12 protein-coding genes and 1 pseudogene are annotated in these 15,422 nt (G+C 60.2%); 9 read left to right on the top strand and 4 right to left on the bottom strand.

The annotated features are described in order from the left end of the window. Positions 1-55: 55 nt before the first annotated feature. The 4 genes from glf (at position 56) to AC245Y_RS34365 (ending at position 8,950) form a co-directional block, all read left to right on the top strand. Positions 56-2,407, top strand: coding sequence for a UDP-galactopyranose mutase (gene glf, locus AC245Y_RS34380; protein WP_017997536.1), 2,352 nt, complete (start codon positions 56-58; stop codon positions 2,405-2,407). Continuing rightward, complete coding sequence (locus tag AC245Y_RS34375; RefSeq protein WP_026157747.1) at positions 2,400-5,639, top strand: glycosyltransferase; 3,240 nt, start codon at positions 2,400-2,402, stop codon at positions 5,637-5,639. Before glf ends, AC245Y_RS34375 begins: the two co-directional genes overlap by 8 nt. After that, entirely contained in the window at positions 5,636-7,927 is a 2,292-nt protein-coding gene (locus AC245Y_RS34370) for a glycosyltransferase family 4 protein (protein ID WP_017997538.1), read from the top strand. The genes AC245Y_RS34375 and AC245Y_RS34370 overlap by 4 nt, the downstream gene beginning before the upstream one ends. A gap of 156 nt (positions 7,928-8,083) precedes the next feature. After that, positions 8,084-8,950, top strand: a complete 867-nt coding sequence (locus tag AC245Y_RS34365) for an SDR family oxidoreductase (protein WP_026157748.1) — start codon at positions 8,084-8,086, stop codon at positions 8,948-8,950. Positions 8,951-9,016: 66 nt separating this feature from the next. On the opposite strand, the gene AC245Y_RS34360 is transcribed toward AC245Y_RS34365, so the two are convergent. The 3 genes and pseudogenes from AC245Y_RS34360 to AC245Y_RS34350 form a co-directional block, all read right to left on the bottom strand. Continuing rightward, entirely contained in the window at positions 9,017-9,523 is a 507-nt protein-coding gene (locus AC245Y_RS34360) for a YciE/YciF ferroxidase family protein (RefSeq protein ID WP_003554734.1), read from the bottom strand. A 217-nt stretch (positions 9,524-9,740) separates the two neighbouring features. Continuing rightward, positions 9,741-9,992 (bottom strand): annotated as a pseudogene (locus AC245Y_RS34355) (DUF892 family protein); the annotation flags it as partial. A gap of 288 nt (positions 9,993-10,280) precedes the next feature. Continuing rightward, positions 10,281-10,649: a hypothetical protein gene (locus AC245Y_RS34350; protein ID WP_003554736.1), complete on the bottom strand. Its 369-nt coding sequence runs from the start codon at positions 10,647-10,649 to the stop codon at positions 10,281-10,283. A gap of 159 nt (positions 10,650-10,808) precedes the next feature. On the opposite strand from AC245Y_RS34350, the gene AC245Y_RS34345 reads away from it, so the two are divergent. Then, positions 10,809-11,306, top strand: a complete 498-nt coding sequence (locus AC245Y_RS34345; RefSeq protein WP_003554738.1) for a DUF4142 domain-containing protein — start codon at positions 10,809-10,811, stop codon at positions 11,304-11,306. Between the two features lie 205 nt (positions 11,307-11,511). Here the strand turns inward: AC245Y_RS34345 and AC245Y_RS34340 are convergent, their stop codons facing one another. Next, positions 11,512-12,126, bottom strand: coding sequence for a CGNR zinc finger domain-containing protein (locus AC245Y_RS34340; RefSeq protein WP_017997541.1), 615 nt, complete (start codon positions 12,124-12,126; stop codon positions 11,512-11,514). Between the two features lie 91 nt (positions 12,127-12,217). On the opposite strand from AC245Y_RS34340, the gene AC245Y_RS34335 reads away from it, so the two are divergent. The 4 genes from AC245Y_RS34335 (at position 12,218) to AC245Y_RS34320 (ending at position 15,339) form a co-directional block, all read left to right on the top strand. Next, complete coding sequence (locus tag AC245Y_RS34335; RefSeq protein WP_017997542.1) at positions 12,218-13,264, top strand: DMT family transporter; 1,047 nt, start codon at positions 12,218-12,220, stop codon at positions 13,262-13,264. Positions 13,265-13,362: 98 nt separating this feature from the next. Then, complete coding sequence (locus tag AC245Y_RS34330) at positions 13,363-13,932, top strand: hypothetical protein (protein WP_003554744.1); 570 nt, start codon at positions 13,363-13,365, stop codon at positions 13,930-13,932. After that, positions 13,925-14,341, top strand: a complete 417-nt coding sequence (locus AC245Y_RS34325; RefSeq protein ID WP_003554747.1) for a phage holin family protein — start codon at positions 13,925-13,927, stop codon at positions 14,339-14,341. Before AC245Y_RS34330 ends, AC245Y_RS34325 begins: the two co-directional genes overlap by 8 nt. Beyond that, entirely contained in the window at positions 14,341-15,339 is a 999-nt protein-coding gene (locus tag AC245Y_RS34320; protein WP_017997544.1) for a DUF3618 domain-containing protein, read from the top strand. Before AC245Y_RS34325 ends, AC245Y_RS34320 begins: the two co-directional genes overlap by 1 nt. Positions 15,340-15,422 lie beyond the last annotated feature (83 nt).

The raw sequence follows: 15,422 nt of genomic DNA, 5'->3' as shown, positions 1-15,422 counted from the left end.
TTGGAACATTCGCCGCAATCGCAGGTTCGGGGCCATCGTGGTTGCGAGGTGTTTGATGAACCTGCTGAGTTCTGTGCCGTTGTCCGGCTGCGGTTTGCCGCAAGACGCTCCGCTCATTTGCTTCTCGCATCTTCGATGGGATTTTGTGCTCCAGAGGCCCCAGCATCTGATGCAGCGATTCTCGCGGGAGCGCCCAGTGTTCTTCTTTGAGGAATTCATCCCGACCGACCATCCTCTTGCCTATCTGGAGATCCATCCGTTCGAGGGAACAAGCGTCAAGGCGGTCCGTCCGCGCATTCCAAATGGGTGGAGCGAGGCCGAGCGTGAAGGCGCTCTTGGCAAACTGCTTGACGAACTCATCACGCTGTATGGCGGAAAGCGCCCGATCCTTTGGTTCTACACCCCGTTGATGTTTGCCTTCGCCCGGCATGTCGATGCGGTAGCGGTGGTCTACGACTGCATGGACGAATTGGCGAACTTCAGGTTCGCGCCCGCCAACCTCAAGGCCTCCGAACAGACGTTGATTGCCGCCGCCGACGTCGTCTTCACTGGCGGCATAAGCCTGTATGAAGCGAAACGTGACCAGCACGACAACATCCACCCATTTCCATCCGGCGTCGATAGCCATCACTTCCGCACGGCGCGGAACGCCTTGCCGGAACCCTGGGACCAAGTCGATATTCCTCATCCACGCCTTGGCTACTACGGCGTCATCGACGAGCGGCTCGATCTGGATCTGATCGAAAGCGCGGCTGCGGCGCGGCCCGGCTATTCCTTCATCTTCCTCGGGCCGATCGTGAAGATTTCACCGGATGATTTACCGCGAGCAGCCAACATCCACTATCTCGGTCAGAAAGCCTATGGCGATCTGCCGGCCTACCTTTCGGGTTGGGAGGCGACGCTTATGCCATTTGCGCTGAACGATGCCACCCGATTTATCAGTCCGACGAAAACTCCTGAATACCTCGCCGCGGGCCGGCCGATCGTCGGAACCAAGATTGTCGACGTGGTCCGCGGGTATGGCGATGTGCCAGGCGTCTTCCTGGCCAATGACCCACAAGCCTTTGCGGAGGCCTGCGATGCTGCTCTTCACATTTCCCGCAATGATCAGACATGGCTGCAAGCCGTCGATGAAATTTTAGCCCGATCATCCTGGGAGACAACCTTCCGTAGGATGTCGGCGCTTGTCGAAGAGGCCGCAGCGCAGAAAGTTCTGTCCCCTGGCCTGCCCCAAAGATTTTCCGTTCGCACCCAACGGCCCGCGCCGGGAAGCTATGACTATCTGATCGTCGGTGCAGGATTTGCCGGCTCGGTGCTGGCGGAACGCCTTGCTTCAGATGGTGGGAGGAAGGTGCTTGTTTGCGACAAGCGGCCTCATATCGGCGGAAACGCCTACGATCACTACGATGAAGCCGGGATCCTCGTCCATAAATATGGCCCGCACATTTTCCACACCAATAGCGAGGATGTGGTTGCCTATCTCTCGCGCTTCACGGCATGGCGTCCCTACGAGCATCGCGTGCTTGCACAGGTCGGCGCCCTGCGGCTTCCCATCCCCATCAACCGCACAACGCTGAACGCGCTCTATGGCCTCGACCTGACGGACGAATTCGCGGCCGCACGCTTCCTGGCCGACCGGGCGGAACCCTGCGACCCCGTGATAACATCACGAGACGTCGTCACATCTCAAATCGGCTCTGGGCTTTATCGCACTTTCTTCGAAGGCTACACGCGCAAGCAATGGGGCCTTGATGCCTCGAAGCTCGACAAGTCCGTCACCGCACGAGTGCCGACCCGCACCGATACCGACGATCGCTATTTCCTCGACCGCTTCCAGGCCATGCCGCGTGATGGATACACGCGCATGTTCGAACGCATGCTCGACCATGAAAACATAACGGTCATGGTCGGCACGGATTTCGCCGATCTGAAGCAGGATGGGCCGGCCAGCCACACGATCTTTACTGGGCCCATCGACGAGTATTTCGGCCATTGTTTGGGTCGGCTGCCATATCGCAGTCTGGAATTCCACCATGAAACGCACGACGTAAGACGGCTACTGCCGGTAGCCGTTATCAACTATCCATCCGAGGAGGTGCATTACACGCGCGTGACTGAATACAAGCATCTGACCGGCCAGGTTCACCCAAAGACGAGCATCAGCTATGAATATGCCCGTGCCGACGGCGATCCCTATTATCCGATCCCCTGCCCTGAGAACCAGGCACTTTATAGACGATACGAGCTTCTCGCCCGCGCGCTGACCAAAGTGACATTCGTCGGGCGGCTGGGAGCCTACAAATATTACAATATGGATCAAGTCGTCGGCCAAGCACTGGCGACCTACCGACGCCTGAAGCTCCGGGATGAGGCCGGCAAGGCGTTTGCCGGCGCGCGGCATGAGTAGGAGGCCGCACATCCTACTGGCGACCGACAGTGCAGAACCGTCCGGGATGGGCGAACACATGCTTGCTCTCGGGCGGGCTTTAAGCGAACGGTGGGATATCACAATAGCCCTGTTGACCGAGGACAGGACCGGTTTGTTGCCGCGGGCTGCGCGCCACGGAATTGGCATCAAGCTGAGCGAAGATGCGGGCGTATTCCAGGAGTGGTTGGCGCGATCCAGTATTGATCTTCTGCACGTTCATGCGGGAATCGGATGGGAGGGACACGGCCTAGCCGCCGCCGCGGAGGCACTGGCAATCCCGATCATCCGCACCGACCATTTGCCATATCTGCTCACCGATCCTGATCAGATCGAGCTCTACCGGCGCGAGACCGGGAGGCTGTCGCATCACATCGTCGTTTCCGAAGCCTCGCGTGAAAGCTTTTGCGAGGCAAACGTCGCGCCGTCGCGTTTGACAGTCGTGCGCAACGGCATCTTTCCACTTTCGCCTGCGCGAGCAGCGGCTGAACTAAGGCGGGTGCTCGACCTGGTGGATAAAACCGTGCTGCTGACGGTCGCCCGCTTCACCGAGCAGAAGGATCACGCGTCGCTTGTCCGCGCCTTGCCGAACATACTTGGAACTCACCCCAAAGCGGTGTTGCTTTTTGTCGGATCGGGTCCAGAAGAAGATCGTGTCCAAACCCTGGCGGAAGATTTAAAAGCCTTTGGTCACGTTCGCTTTCTGGGGCACCGGGCGGATGTTGCGGAGATCATGGCGATCGCCGATCTCTTCGTGCTTCCCTCGCGCTTCGAAGGCCTTCCACTCGCGGTTCTCGAGGCGATGTCGCTTGCCGTCCCCGTGGTCGCGACGAGGATCGGCGGAACCGTCGAGGCACTGGGCGGTGATCATCCCTATTTCGCGGAGCCCGGCAACCCAGCGTCGATCACCGCTGTCGTCAATCAGGCATTGAGCGATCCCCATCTAAAGGCCACCGGCAGAGTCGGCCACGCGCGTTTCGAGCGCAACTTTTCCGCCCGCCGAATGGCTGATGAGACCGGCGCCGTCTACGAGCGGTTCCTCACCCCACATGCGGATCAAAAACAAAAGGATACCGAGATGCGAAAAACGCGGCTGGGCTTCATCGGCGTGGGCGGCATCGCCCATCGGCACCTGGATATCCTAACCGGCTTCGACGATGTCGAACTCGTCGCCTTTGCCGACCTGGACCTTCCCCGTGCGGATGCGGCGGCAATGCGCTTCGGCGCCCGCTCTTTCAGCCATCACCGTGAAATGCTCGACACGCAACGGCTCGACGCGGTCTACATCTGCATTCCGCCTTTCGCCCATGGCGAGCCGGAACAGGACCTCATTGACCGCAACATTCCATTCTTTGTCGAAAAGCCAGTCACGCTCGATCTGGCGCTGGCGGAAGAGATCGCAGCCGGCGTGTCGAAGGCCAGCTTGATTACTGGCGTTGGCTATCACTGGCGTTATCTCGATATCGTCGATGAAGCCCGAAGCCTGCTGGCGGATAACCCAGCGCAACTGCTGTCGGGATACTGGCTGGATTCCACGCCTCCCCCGCAGTGGTGGTGGAAGAAGGATCAATCCGGCGGCCAGATGGTTGAGCAGGCGACGCATCTCCTTGATCTCGCGCGCTTCCTCGTGGGCGAGGTCACCGACGTATACGGCCGGGCGGGATACAAGGAAAGGGTGGAGTTTCCCGGCCTCGATGTGCCGACGGTCACGACAGCTAGCCTGACCTTCGAAACGGGCGTGGTCGCCAATATCGCCGCGAGCTGCCTTCTCGGCTGGAGCCACCGCGTCGGCTTGCACATCTTCGCCGACCGACTGGCGATCGAATTGACCGATCGCGACATCATGGTGGATGTTGGAAGAGGACGCCCAGTGCGAAGCGCCGATGGCGATCCGGTATGGCGCGAAGACCGCGATTTCATCGACGCCGTCCGGGGTGGTGAAAACCGCATTCGCTGCCCGTATGGTGATGCTCTAGCCACCCACCGGCTTGCGGTGGCCGTCGTATCTTCGGCACGCAGCGGGGAGCCGATACACCTCGACGCCCCGGCTCTAAAGCGGAGCGAGCTATCGCCCTTGCTGGCGCAACCACGTGCCGAGATGTCTCAAGAACCGCGGCCTGGGCACCGCAAAATCCGCTCGCTCGGCATCGAGGCGCCGGGCCGAGCCTATTTCTTGGAATACGAGGAAGGCCCGCCCGCCGATGGACATGTGCGGCTCGACACACTCTATACCGGTCTTTCCGCCGGGACGGAGCTGACGTTCTTGAAGAACACCAACCCCTATTTCCGCGCGCGCTTTGATGGCGAACGCGGCGTCTTCATCGAAAACGAGCCGGACCTTAACTATCCAGTGCCTTTCCTCGGGTACATGGAGGTCGCACGCGTTTCGCAAACGCGCGCGCGCGGCTTTGCCGATGGCGAGTTGCTCGCGGCAAGCTACGCGCACAAGACTGGGCACACTGCCGACCCCTCACACGATCTTCTTGTCATGCTGCCGCCGGACCTCGATCCGCTGCTCGGCGTCTTTGTCGCGCAGATGGGACCGATCGCTGCCAACGGCATCCTCCATGCCGACGCGGAAGCATTTGGCGCAACCGTGCCCGCACTCGGCGCGGGCGTTTGCGGGCGAACGGTAATCGTCCTCGGCGCGGGTACCGTGGGTTTGATGACGGCGCTTTTTGCCCGTTCGCTCGGCGCATCGGACATCGTGATCACAGATCCCTCCGAATTTCGCCGCGGCAAGGCGGAGGCGATGGGATTGATGGCGATGGCCGAGGATCAAGCGTGGCAGCATGCCAAGGCGCGCTGGCACGACGGCACCATGGGACGCGGCGCGGATGTAGCGTTCCAGACGCGCGCTCATGCGGGTAGCCTGCACACGGCGCTCAAGGCCTTGCGCCCACAGGGCACCGTGATCGATCTTGCCTTTTACCAGAACGGGGCCAGCTCATTGCGGCTGGGGGAAGAATTCCATCACAACGGCCTGAACATCCGCTGCGCGCAAATCAACCGCGTCCCCCGCGGGCTCGCCCCACGGTGGGACCGTCGAAGGCTTGCAGGCGTAACGCTCGACCTCTTGAAGACGGAAGGTGCGGCGATCCGCGAGCACATGATCACTCACATCGTGCCCATCGACGAAGCGCCTGCTTTCCTCGTCGATCTGATCGAGAACCGGCCGGAATTCCTCCAGGTTATATTCAAGGTCGGCGAATGACGGTTGAACCATCGCCTCTGCGGATCCTTTTCGTTTTCGCCTGGCTGGTCGTCGGGGGCGAGGAGACGGAAGTCCGGCTGCTTGCCAAGAATCTCGACCGCCGTCGCTATCGCCTCGACGTCGTGGCCTGCTTCCGGAAACCCGGCATGCCAGAGCAAACACACCGGCAGCTTCGAGGGCTGGGGATCGATGTCGATACGACGCCCTACGAATTGTCCTTCGAGGATACGGTAAAATATCTCGCCGGTAAAATCTCGGGTTACGACATTGTCGTTTCCTGTCAGAACGTAGCGGACATCTATCCGGCATTGGAGCGACTGCATCTTCGCCCGCCCCTCATTGAACATGGCGGGCTGGTCTCAGAGGCCTTGGCCGGCCCCAAACATCTGACGGCGCGTTATGTGGGCGTGTGCCGCACGATCCGTGATGCGGCCGCGTCACGAATGCCCGGGCGCGACCGTCATGCCCTGGAAATCCCCTCGATGATCGATCTCTCGGCCTTCGATCCGGCACATCGCGAGCGGGCACGAGCGGGTCTCGGGATCGCGACAGATGAGGTCCTCATCGGTTGGGTCGGCCGGCTTGATCCCAAAAAGAACGTCGAGGATTTTATCGAGGCCGCCGCGCTGGTTCATGCCACCACGAAAAGTGCACGGTTCGTTATTGTCGGAGGGCCGGATGCCTTCCAGCCGGAATATGCCGTGCAGCTCAAAGCCCTGACCACCCGGCACGGGCTCGATGGTACGCTTCAGTTTCTAGGCGACCGGAGTGATATCCCGCCCCTGCTTGCCGCATTCGATATATTCGTTTGGCTGTCATCCGGCGAAGGCATGCCGCATGTTATCGCCGAGGCCGGGGCAGCCTCCCTCCCGGTGATTGCGACGCCTGACAACGGTGCCATGCAGCAGATCGATGACGGGCTGTCCGGTGTCTTCGTGCCCCATCGCAGTCCAGGCATAGTCGCGAACAATATCATCGCGCTTATCGAGTCTCCCGCGCGCCGTCACGCACTCGGCACCGCCCTGCGACGGAAGGTCGAGATGGACTACTCCGTCGAGGCAGTGCTGCCGCGGTGGGAGCGACTTCTGGCGGATGTCCATCGAGAGCGAAAGGCAGCGCGTCCTACAGGTCTGTTCCAATCATTCCTGCAAGGCGGTTTCGAATGTTCGAGCCATCGGCTCCGGCCAAGAAACGGTCAGACGCAGGGCAATCGACTCGACTTGATTGCCGCGACTGGTCATGATCGCCATGCCGAGACGGACTATCGCCAACTTCAAGGCTTCGGACTCACCACTGTTCGCGATGGCTTCCGATGGCACCTGATTGAAAAAAATGGCCGATACGACTGGTCGAGCATCCGTCCGATGCTCCAGGCGGCCAAGCTAACGAAGACCCAAGTTGTCTGGGATCTCCTGCATTATGGCTGGCCCGACGATCTCGACATCTGGTCGCCGCGCTTCGTCGATCGCTTCGCGCGGTTCGCACGTGCTTGCGCCGAGTTGGTCCGCGAGGAGAGCGACGGCATTCCGTTTTATTGCCCTGTCAACGAGATCTCGTTTTTCTCATGGGGCGGTGGTGACGTCGGCTATTTGAACCCATTTGCCAATGGGCGTGGATTCGAACTCAAGGTGCAGATGGCACGCGCCGCCATCGCGGCGATGGATGCCATCATCTCCGTGGATGCCCGGGCCCGCTTCGTCCACTGCGAGCCGGTGATCAATGTCGTCGCGGACCCGTCGCGTCCCCACGATGCGCATACCGCCGAAGGACATCGCCAATCGCAGTTCCAGGCCTGGGACTTGATTGGCGGAAGGATGTGGCCACAGATCGGAGGCGGCGAACGCTATCTTGATATCCTCGGTGTGAATTATTATTCCAATAACCAGTGGATTCACGGCGGTCGACCGATCGACGTTGGTCATCCGCTTTATAAGCCCCTCAGCCGAATTCTGGTCGAAACGTTCGCGCGCTACGGCAAGCCGATGCTTATTGCCGAAACCGGCATCGAGGATGACCGTCGCGCATCCTGGTTTGACTATGTTGCCGACCAAGCTCTGGACGCGATCCGCTCGGGCGTGCCGTTGGAAGGTTTGTGCCTTTACCCGATCGTCAATCATCCTGGCTGGGATGACAATCGGCCTTGCGCGAACGGCCTCCTCTCCGCCGATGTCGCCCCGGGAGGACGGGCGCCATTTGCTCCCTTGGTTGCTGCGATACGCAAACGAGCAAATGAGTTCGCAAGCTTTGCGCAGCATCCTATTGGCGGCGCGAAAGCTAGTGACACCTGAACGCGTCTAGCGGCCGGCATGCAAGATCGAAGCGCGCCAGGCCGCCATCATTTCTGTGAACACGACACTCCTCGATCGCGGCTCAAAGAAAAGTTGCCGGGAACCCTTACCGCTTCGGGATGTTTGCCTCTCGCAACCATCAAGGAGATCATGACGATGACCGACGACACGCGCCGCCCGACGCCGCCCTATCCTGCGCAACAACAGGAGCCACCGGGCCAGACAGCGGCCATGCGGCCTGTGCCAGACCATGGTGAGAAATCCTACAGGGGAAACGGAAAGCTCGAAGGCAAAACTGCTCTTATTACGGGTGCGGATTCGGGCATTGGCAAAGCCGTGGCGATCGCCTTTGCTCGGGAGGGCGCCGATGTGGTCATCTCGTATTTAAGCGAGGACGAGGACGCCAATGATACCGCGAAATGGGTGAAGCACGCAGGCCGCAAAGCTGTTGTAATCCCCGGCGACATCAAGTCCGAGGATCACTGCAAGATGCTCGTGCAGCGGACCGTCGATGAGTTGGGCGGTATCGACATCTTGGTGAACAATGCCGCCTTTCAGCGCACCTATGCCGACATCGCCGATATCGATGCCGAAGAGTGGGACGAGACCTTTCGCACAAACATCTATGCACCGTTCTTTCTCGCGAAGGCGGCAATCCCACACATGGCGCGCGGCAGTGCCATCATCAACACCACGTCCATCCAGTCGCGCCAGCCGTCACCCCAGCTGCTAGCTTACGCCTCAACGAAAGGGGCTATTTCCAACTTCACGGCGGGACTTGCCGAGATGCTCGGTGAACGAGGCATTCGCGTCAACGCGGTCGCGCCCGGCCCCATCTGGACGCCGCTCATTCCGTCGACGATGCCGGCCAAAAAAGCTGCGAAATTTGGAGAAAATACCCTTATCGGGCGGGCTGGACAGCCCGCGGAACTTGCCGGCGCCTACGTACTTCTCGCTTCGGATCTCGGCAGCTACATGACCGGAGCCGTCATCCCGGTGACCGGCGGGGAAATCATGATCTGATCACGGCGGCAGAGATAGGAAAAGGCCGCCAGCGATGACGGCCTTTTTGCATCATCGTCGAGCTGCCTAGGCCGCCCTCTTGCCCTTGGCGTTTGCAGAGGCCTGTGCGAGCTGGGTCAACTTCTTGTCGGTCGCTACTTCCTCGGCAAGGTTTGCCTGAAGCAGCGGAACGGCATCCTTGAGGCCGAGCTGGTTTGCCCAAGCGATGAGGGTGCCATAACGGGCGATCTCGTAGTGTTCGACGGCCTGAGCCGAAGAGATGAGACCGGCATCAAGAGCCGGCGACCCCTTGAACTCTTCCATGATCTCTTCACCCTCGGCGATGATGCCCTGGATTGCTTCACAGGTCTTGCCACGTGCCGGCTTGCCGAGAAGCTCGAATACCTGATCCAGGCGTTCGATCTGCGCCTGAGTTTCGTCGCGGTGCTGCAGGAAACCTGCCTTGCCTTCCTCGGACTGGGCGGCGCGGGCCATTTTCGGCAGCGCCTTCAGGATCTGCTTTTCCGCGAAATAGATGTCCTTGAGTGTATCAAGGAAAAGGTCATCAAGGGTTTTGGTGGTGTTGGTCGCCATGTTTAAACCTCCTGTGGCATGGGCTTGCGCGGGGGTAAACGCCGCGTGGTTATGATCGTTCCTCTCCGAGATGCATCGGCGCTCCGTTGCCGGAGCGCCGTCTCTTTCCGGCCAAGGAAGAGAGGCCGATCAGCGATACTGCTAGACAGTCCGACTCCAAGAGACGCCGGGCCGATCCGCTGATAGTTAACCACGCGGGAAGATCGTTGTTCCCACAGACCTTGGCTTTCTCGCCAGCTTCGCGACGAAAGGAACTTGGTTGTCACGGAGACAATATTTTCATCAAGCCACCGTGCCGTCGCCTTCTCTTCAGCAAGGTTCGCCTCAAGGGCGCCAGTTGCTGCGCCGTGGCCGCCGGCTTCGGCGACAGTCAACAGCGACTTGTAAGCCGCCACTTCGAAATTCTCGCAGCGAAGTTCGCGAAAGAGGTCTTCAGGATTTCGCCGACGGCTATTGTATGGCCCATCGAGCCGCACCTCATATCGACACCGGCCCCACCTTTTGAGCATGCGCGGGCTGTCTATCATCGGCGCGTCTTTAGCCTTCGTGCCGGTATCCTTCGTGTCGGTCTCGATCGGAGCGCCTACCAGGTCGACCCACCCGCTCGTCCTCGCGCCAGACAGGATGTGGCTACAAAGCTGCGCTCAGTCGTGCGCTCGCGGTTCGTCATCATTCGTGCCATCGCATTTCTTCCTAGTCGGGTCGGGTCACCGGAGGATAGCTCTACTCCGCCGGCATGCGTCAAAGGGCCTTTGCACTAGCGAATCTTCTCAGTGCCACTGGGTGTCGTCACCATGGTCGGACCACCGCCGTTGCCTTGAGGCGTAGGATCGCGATCGGTAGCTTCGGGCGGCCGGCTACCGCCGCCAGCCGGGTTGTTGTCGAACGTTCCGGCGCCGTGAGGCTGGGCGTTGATTGGATCGGGGGCCGTCGATGCCGTGGATTTCGTGTCGGTGTCGATGCTTTCTCCCCAGATCTCGGCCGCCCCCCAGGCAGCCATCGCCAGCACGAGACCACTGACGAGTACCGTAAGCACAGGCTTGCCGTATCGCCCCTGTCTCGCGTCTGTCGCGCTCTCGGTCACCTGCTCGGGCTGGCGCTGCGACTGGTGGTTCGAATTCGTCATCATAAAACTCCCTAGGGTGAACCGCACCAAACCGCGGCCCGATGCGGAAGTTCCAAAACTTTTCGCCGAAGGGCAGCGCTGATCGCGGCTCGGCAAACATCTCCGGAACATTTGCCGTGCGCTGAGGTTGAGACGGCAATTCCTGTAATGGAGTCATCGATGAGAATCGTTCTCGCCTCTCTTCTGGTCTACTTGACTGGATTTTCCGCCACGGCAGCAGACGACGCTGCCAAGCAGCACGCAACCGACTTCGCGGCGAAGGCCGCCATGTCCAACATGTTCGAGATCGAGGCCGCGAAGATCGAGATCGCGAGCGGAAAGGCTGATGACGCCAAACAGTTCGCGCATGACATGATCAGGGATCACGGCAAGGCCGGGCCTGTTCTGAATGATGCCGCGAAACACGACGGCATCGAACTGCCCGCCGATCTCAACGCAGAGTACACTGCGAAACTGGATGCCCTCCGGCAAAGCGACGCCGCCAATCTCGATCAGGCCTATCTTTCCACTCAAGTGACCGCCCACGAAGAAGCCGTGAGCCTCTTCGACAGCTATTCAAAGCAGGGGCCGGACGGGCAACTCAAGCGGACGGCTGCAAAGATCCTGCCGGACCTTCGAATGCATTTGACGCGGATCCGCGGCCTCACCTCGAAATGACGGCGGGAGCGATCTGGCCGCCGGTTGTTCAGTCCCGTCCTGCCATTGTCAGAACAACGCCACTGCCGCGACCATTGCGAAGGCTGAAGCCACGCCCGGCCCGCTTTGGAGGGGCCGGGAACGCTGCGACATAGCGCGTGGTTAGCAACGACGCGGGCTTCCTTTGGACACGCCCATGTGCGCGGCGTGCGTTGTGCTATCCTCGTTAAGTAGACCTCAGCCGGAACTTTCGCACTCTTGCATTTGATCCGCAGGTTTTATCCGAGCACCATCGCCTGTGACCGCCGCGAGACTGGTCCAGGAAAAGCCAGCCGCAATTTCGACCTTGGCACGCGCGCACAGGACGGCGTTCGTCTCGCGACGTCAGCAACCCGGCAGCCAACAGGGCGATACGATTGCTGATCGCATCCAAGTCCTTGGCGTCCGAGCGACGCCATTCTATGGTGCCTCCAACCTGGCCCAATGTTTGTTGCGACAGGCCACGTCTGGCCATGTCGGCGACAAGCTTGAGATCATTCGAACTAATTTGGCTTTCATCAAACTCGGACAGGAACAGTCGGCATAGGGCCTCACGCAGGGCCTTTGCTTGGCCGAGTTCTTTTTCGGCGTCCGACCCGGATCTGTTAGCCGTGACCAGCAAGGCGTCGCGTTCCTTGTCGTCGATCACATCGAGACGATGGGCCCACGCCACGAGGTCGTCGTAGCTATTCAGGAAATCCGGCCCCCAACGTCCACCGCGACTATCGACCGTGTTGACGAAGTCGAGTGCCGGATGACCGCCAAGAAGGCTGATGTCATCGATCGTCTTTTGCGTGTCCATGACGTGAATATCGTTCCGCGGAACGATTTGAACAAGAGCGGGTTGTAACGAGATAAATTAATTTTACTCGTTACAATGATCGGAGCCCCTCATGCTCGCCGACGTCAACAAAAATCACCTGCGTTTTCTCATGCTGTGCATAATCTGGGGGAGCACCTGGATCGGAACGAAGGCGGGCATCGAGGCCGTTCCGCCGCTCCTGTTCGCCGGCACCCGTTTCACCGCGGCCGGCATTTTGCTTCTTCTCTATACGCTGGCCAAAGGCGAGGCTGCTAGCTTCAAGGTGCAAGACGGCTTTCGCTTCGCCGTCGTCAGCATCCTGATGATCACGCTCTGCTACGGCCCTCTGTTCTGGGGCATGCAATATATCGATTCCGGGACTGCCGCCGTTCTGGAAATGGCGCTTACCCCCATCGCGCTCCTGGTGTTTGCTCTCGTCCTCAACGAAGAGAAGTTGGATGGCCGTCGCATCCTGGCGATCGTTCTGGGGGTCTGTGGACTGGTCGTCCTGTTCTGGCCGGCCTCCGCCCATGTAAGTCCACCGGCTGCCGAAGCCTTCCCAGGCGCGAGCCTATGGGGAGGATTGGCGGTTGCATCAGCGGCCTTCACCTATGGCTACGGCTCGGTGCTGGCCCGTCCACTTCTGCGAACCTATCCGGCCTTGTTCGTTTCAGGTGTGACGACCTTGGTCGGAGGCGTCATGCTGCTGATTGCAGCGCTGGCTTTCGAACCGGGGGCAGTTTCCGCCCTCTCCGGCGACTGGGGCACGGTGGCCTGGCTCGGCTGGTTCTTCCTTGTGATCTTCGGCTCGCTGATCGGCTACACGACCTTCATGCGCCTTTTGCGGGATATCGGCGCATCTCGCGCAGGCAGCTACGCCTTCGTGTCACCGGTGATCGCCGTCGCCCTTGGCGCCGCAGTCTTCGCCGAGCAGATCACCGCAATGGATGTGATTGGCATCGTCGTGATGCTGAGTGGCGCCTATCTTGCCATGTCAGGAGTGCCGGCGACCGACGCAACCGTTCTCGAAAGTGAACCCGATCGGAAACGGCCCCGCGAAGATACCGACAACGTCCCCAAATGCCAACTCCGCGCGTTCACCAAACAAAATCAGCAATGCCGTGGGCGACTACGGTGAGGCTGGAAAAATTGCTCCGGGCGGAGTCGGGAACAAAGCCGTCCACTCAAGGTTCGTGGGTGCGGCAATCGCCGCTGGTTCAGTCATGGGAGGCTTCAGTGTCAAACGAATTCACAGAAATGGATGGCAGGCCACGGCCGTCATCCGAGACATCACTACAATCTAAAGATGCAATGTCGTCACCGCAACCTTCCGCGTCACTCGCGGGATTGAAGGAAAAGTTGGCTGATGACGTGACCGCCGCCAAGAACACCATAAAAGAAGGCGCCGATACCGCGGTCGAGAAGGTCAAAGAGGTGGTTTCCGATCAAACGACCTTCGCCGCCCGCCAGGTTGGCGGCGTGGCAAAGGCGCTTGAGAAAGTTGGCGCTGAACTTGAAGCATCCGATCAACCGGAGGTCGGACGCTATGCCAAGCAGATCGGACGAAGCTTCCAAGGCTTCGCGACCCAGATGCAGGGCAAAGACATCGGCGAAATCGCGGCCATGGCTGAGGAATTCGGCCGCAAGCAGCCGCTAGCGTTCCTTGGCATTGCAGCACTTGCGGGATTGAGCGCAAGCAGATTTTTGACGGCTTCCGCCAAGCGAGCGCCATCACAAGCAAAGAGGCGGACATCCCCGGCGACGCCCACGGGATCATCTACGACGGGAGGCTACACCAATGGCTAAATCTCCCGAGACTGCTCCCCTTTCAGAACTGATTGGCGGTCTCGTCGCCGATGTCACGGGACTGTTGCGCAAGGAAATCGATCTCGCGAAGACCGAGGTGTCCGAAAAGTTCTCGCAAGCGCTCAACGGCGTAGAAGTGGTCATGTTCGGCCTTGTCCTGGCGGTGGGGGCCGTGGGCGTCCTGCTGAGCGCCCTGGTTGCCGGGGTTGCGGCCTTCCTGGTCACTCAGGGTTTGACCGAAACAAGCGCCGGTGCGCTCGCCTCCCTTATCGTCGGCGTGTTCATCGCCCTCATCGCGTGGGCGATGGTCTCTCGAGGCCTCACCGCACTTCGTCGAAGCAACATGAAACTGGATCGAACCGCGACCTCGCTTCGCCGCGACGTCGACGTTGTGAAGGAAAAGATCTGATGGAAACTTCAACCGAAAAAACATCCGCCGATCTTCAGCGAGAGATCGATCGGGATCGCCAGCGCATTGGAGATCGCATCGACGCCATTCAAGAACGGATGTCGCCAGGCCAGTTAGTCGATGAGGTCCTTGCCTACGCAAAGGGCAGCGGCGGGGGAGAGTATGTTAGCAACCTCGGCCAAGCGCTGAAGGCAAATCCACTGCCCGTCGCATTGATGGGTGTGAGCCTTGCGTGGCTCATGGCCAAGGGGACCCCCGCAAGCCCGGCTGCCAGCCATCAGCCCGAACCTGAGTATCCGCTATATCCGGCGAGCGGCACGGTCCGTCGTCTTGGCCCACCCGAGACCCAGAACGGATCCCGCTACAGTCACTTCGCAGACAGCTCTGGCAAGAGGCTTAAGGCACTGACCGATGAAAGCGGACACCGTGCGGGTCACTTCGTCGATGAAGCAGGTAAGACTTATCGCGGGTTCGCGGATGCCACCGGCAGACACGTCGATCAGATCACCGACGAGACGGGTGCGATGTTCGACGCGGCGACTGGCTGGGCGGCGGAGAGATGGGAGCAGGCAAAAAGCGCCGCAAGCGGGATGAGTGCGCGTGCGTCCGCGGCCGCGAGCTCGCTGTCTACCCAATCGTCTTCAGCGGCGACAAGTCTCCAAGAGCAAACCAGCAAGCTCAACGAGATAATCCTCACGCAGTTCCGCGATCAGCCGCTGGTTGGGGGCGCTCTGGCTTTCGCCGTCGGAGCCGCTATCGGCGCAGCGTTGCCGCACACCGACACTGAAGACGAGGTGTTCGGCGAGGCTTCCGACGCGACCACAGACAAGCTCAGCGCTCAAGCCCTCGACGTTGTCGACCAAGGCAAAGAGGTGGCGACGGAGGTCTACGAAGAGGCCGCTTCGATCGCCTCAGATGCCCACGATGCCGTTGAGGAGCGTGTCGTAACCAAGGTCGATGCACTGAAGCCAGGTCCGCAGGGCGGTCAAGCGAATTAACAGTGGATCAGCGAGGGCACGAATCCGCTGCAGTCACAACTCGTCGGCGCATGTGTGCCGACGCCATGCCATTTGGTGGCAAG

It is taken from the genome of Rhizobium sp. SRDI943, assembly GCF_057653695.1.
Note: the sequence above shows the minus strand (reverse complement) of the source record. Positions and strands in the feature narration are given on the sequence as shown.

Coding starts and splice junctions, on each gene's coding strand:
- glf (WP_017997536.1), top strand. CDS start 56: ATGAACCTGCTGAGTTCTGTGCCGTTGTCCGGCTGCGGTTTGCCGCAA.
- AC245Y_RS34375 (WP_026157747.1), top strand. CDS start 2,400: ATGAGTAGGAGGCCGCACATCCTACTGGCGACCGACAGTGCAGAACCG.
- AC245Y_RS34370 (WP_017997538.1), top strand. CDS start 5,636: ATGACGGTTGAACCATCGCCTCTGCGGATCCTTTTCGTTTTCGCCTGG.
- AC245Y_RS34365 (WP_026157748.1), top strand. CDS start 8,084: ATGACCGACGACACGCGCCGCCCGACGCCGCCCTATCCTGCGCAACAA.
- AC245Y_RS34360 (WP_003554734.1), bottom strand. CDS start 9,523: ATGGCGACCAACACCACCAAAACCCTTGATGACCTTTTCCTTGATACA.
- AC245Y_RS34350 (WP_003554736.1), bottom strand. CDS start 10,649: ATGACGAATTCGAACCACCAGTCGCAGCGCCAGCCCGAGCAGGTGACC.
- AC245Y_RS34345 (WP_003554738.1), top strand. CDS start 10,809: ATGAGAATCGTTCTCGCCTCTCTTCTGGTCTACTTGACTGGATTTTCC.
- AC245Y_RS34340 (WP_017997541.1), bottom strand. CDS start 12,126: ATGGACACGCAAAAGACGATCGATGACATCAGCCTTCTTGGCGGTCAT.
- AC245Y_RS34335 (WP_017997542.1), top strand. CDS start 12,218: ATGCTCGCCGACGTCAACAAAAATCACCTGCGTTTTCTCATGCTGTGC.
- AC245Y_RS34325 (WP_003554747.1), top strand. CDS start 13,925: ATGGCTAAATCTCCCGAGACTGCTCCCCTTTCAGAACTGATTGGCGGT.
- AC245Y_RS34320 (WP_017997544.1), top strand. CDS start 14,341: ATGGAAACTTCAACCGAAAAAACATCCGCCGATCTTCAGCGAGAGATC.